The organism is Geminocystis sp. CENA526 (assembly GCF_050753365.1).
Taxonomy (GTDB): Bacteria; Cyanobacteriota; Cyanobacteriia; order Cyanobacteriales; family Cyanobacteriaceae; genus Geminocystis.
Map to the genome: position 1 here is coordinate 1 of NZ_JBLZFY010000208.1, position 2,806 is coordinate 2,806.

2 protein-coding genes are annotated in these 2,806 nt (G+C 35.7%); one reads left to right on the forward strand and one right to left on the reverse strand.

The features are described from left to right. Positions 1-209 precede the first annotated feature (209 nt). The gene (locus tag ACN4EE_RS22650; protein ID WP_431708780.1) at positions 210-1,145 is read right to left on the reverse strand and encodes a diguanylate cyclase; all 936 of its coding nucleotides are present in this window, start codon (positions 1,143-1,145) and stop codon (positions 210-212) included. Between the two features lie 462 nt (positions 1,146-1,607). Between ACN4EE_RS22650 and aroC the strand changes: the two genes are divergently transcribed. Next, positions 1,608-2,702 (forward strand): chorismate synthase, encoded by a 1,095-nt coding sequence (gene aroC, locus ACN4EE_RS22655; RefSeq protein WP_431708781.1) that lies wholly within the window; start codon positions 1,608-1,610, stop codon positions 2,700-2,702. Positions 2,703-2,806 lie beyond the last annotated feature (104 nt).

Below are 2,806 nucleotides of genomic sequence, written 5' to 3' on the forward strand. Positions count from 1 at the left end.
GATAATCCTTTGGTTAGGCAATTTTTTAGTGCTAGTACTCAAGGACCAATTAAATAACCTTAGTTTGACACTCATAAAACTGATGAAGATGAGAGGGGGAAGAGGGGGAAGAGGGGGAAGAAGGGGAAGAAGATTGCATAGAATGGAGAATTAACAATTAACAATATTTACTTATTACTTATTACTTATTACTTATTACTTATTACTTATTACTTATTACCAGTTTCAGCGACTACTCTATTTCTACCTTCATTTTTCGCTTGGTATAATGCCATATCGCCCCTAGAAATAGTTTGATTGACACTGACATCATCATTATTATAAACAGATACCCCAATGCTAACGGTGACATTAATTTGATGATCTTCGATTTCGATCGTTTCTTGATCAACACCCATTCTAATACGATTAGCCACCATTATTGCTCCTTCTAAATCAGTTTCCGACAAAAAAATAATAAATTCTTCTCCTCCCCACCTAGCACATAAATCCTCTTTTCGCACAGATTCAATACATTTATTTGCTACAAATTGAATAACTTTATCGCCGATGGGATGCCCGTAGGTGTCATTAATTGTTTTAAAATAATCAATATCTAAAATTAATAAAGAAAAAAATCGTTTTTGTCTTTGGGCTAAATTAAATTCCCTTTGTGCTAAGGCAATAAAATTACGGCGATTAGAAATCCCTGTTAAATCATCGGTTTTAGCAAGTTTTTCTAACTCTATTAATGCCTTTTTAAGTTCATCTCTAGTAAACTTTAATTCTAAATGATTTTTGATTCTCGCTAATAATTCTTGATTATGAAAAGGTTTTGTGATATAGTCCACAGCACCTAAATCAAAAGCCTTTAATAAGTCTTTTTTCTCATCACTAGCAGTAAGAAAAATTACAGGAATTTCTTGGAAATTAGGATTTAATTTGATACTTTCACATAATTCTAAACCGTTAATATTAGGCATCATTAAATCTAATAATATTATATCTGGAGTGATGTTAGCTAAATAAGGCATAACTTCCTCACTACTTCCTAAGATGGTAATTTTATATCCCTCTTTTTTTAACAGTTTTTCCAATAAAATACGATTGACAGAATTATCATCCACTGCCAAAATGAGAAAGTTTTTGGGATTATAATTAGCCATAAAATTCTATAGTTTAGAATATCGATTTAAGAACGGGAAATATATTATTATAATTTAATAAAAAGGAAGTCTAAAATTCTCTTAACTATGGAAAATTAAAAATTTCTCATTATTAATGTTGTATTCTTAATCTTTTATTTTAACACTAAGTTTATTATATTTCAGATAGTTTCTCATTCTTTACAATCTGGATGATGATTATATAACAAAAGGGCTAAGCTAGAACGCATCTAAGTTTACTAATGAAGATAGGCACTCATGCAATAGGCAAGGCGTATCAACCACTGCCCGTAGGAAAATCCCACGAGCCCCTTCATTTGTTATAAACAAATTTTATGGATGTTTTTTTAGGTTACGCTACCGCTAATCCAACCTACAAATTATAGTCTAACGTTTTATGATAAATTAAGACAAATCACTTGATAGATGAAGCATTATTTTTCCTAATTTGAAATTTATTTAATGAGTAGTAATTTCGGTACATTATTTAGAATATCCACCTTCGGAGAATCTCATGGTGGTGGAGTTGGTGTCGTCATCGATGGTTGCCCTCCTTTAATTGAAATCTCCGCCGAAGAAATCCAAGTAGAATTAAATCGCCGTAAACCGGGGCAAAGTAAGATTACCACTCCCCGTAATGAGTCGGATTTATGCGAAATCGTCTCAGGAGTATTTGAAGGCAAAACTTTAGGCACTCCCATCGCTATCTTAGTACGAAATAAGGACGCTCGATCGAGCGATTATGACGAAATGGCGGTAAAATATCGCCCCTCCCACGCTGACGCTACCTATGATGCTAAGTATGGCATTCGTAACTGGCAAGGGGGCGGACGCTCCTCTGCACGAGAAACTATCGGGAGAGTAGCCGCAGGTGCGATCGCCAAGAAAATTCTCAATCAAGTGGCAGGGGTGGAAATTATTGCCTATGTAAAAAGTATTAAAAACTTAGAAGCAATTGTCGATGAACATAGCGTAACTCTTGAGCAAGTCGAAAGTAATATGGTTAGGTGTCCTGATGCCGAATGCGCCCAAAAAATGATCGATTTAATCGACGATATTAGACGGGAAAAAGACTCTTTAGGGGGGGTAGTAGAATGTGTTGTCAGAAACGTACCCAAAGGCTTAGGAGAGCCAGTATTTGATAAATTAGAGGCAGATTTAGCCAAAGCAGTTATGTCTTTACCTGCTACCAAAGGTTTTGAGATTGGTTCAGGTTTTCAGGGTACAACTCTTACAGGTAGTCAACATAATGACGAATTTTATCTGGATGAACAAGGGAACACCCGTACTAAGACGAATCGATCGGGCGGTATTCAAGGAGGCATCACCAACGGAGAAAACATCGTTTTAAGAATCGCTTTTAAACCCACAGCCACCATTGGCAAAGAACAAAATACCGTTAGTAAGGAAGGAGAAGAAACCACCCTAGCGGCAAAAGGAAGACATGATCCCTGTGTATTACCCAGAGCTGTGCCTATGGTAGAAGCGATGGTTGCATTAGTTTTGTGCGATCATCTTTTAAGACACCATGCACAATGTAACTTAATCAAGAATTAAGAATTAAGAATGAAAAATTAAGGATTAACGTAGGGGTTTAATACATTAAACCCACCCCCACCAAAAAACATAATTATTTTTTCTTCCCCCTCTTCCCCCTCCCC

Coding starts and splice junctions, on each gene's coding strand:
- aroC (WP_431708781.1), top strand. CDS start 1,608: ATGAGTAGTAATTTCGGTACATTATTTAGAATATCCACCTTCGGAGAA.
- ACN4EE_RS22650 (WP_431708780.1), bottom strand. CDS start 1,145: ATGGCTAATTATAATCCCAAAAACTTTCTCATTTTGGCAGTGGATGAT.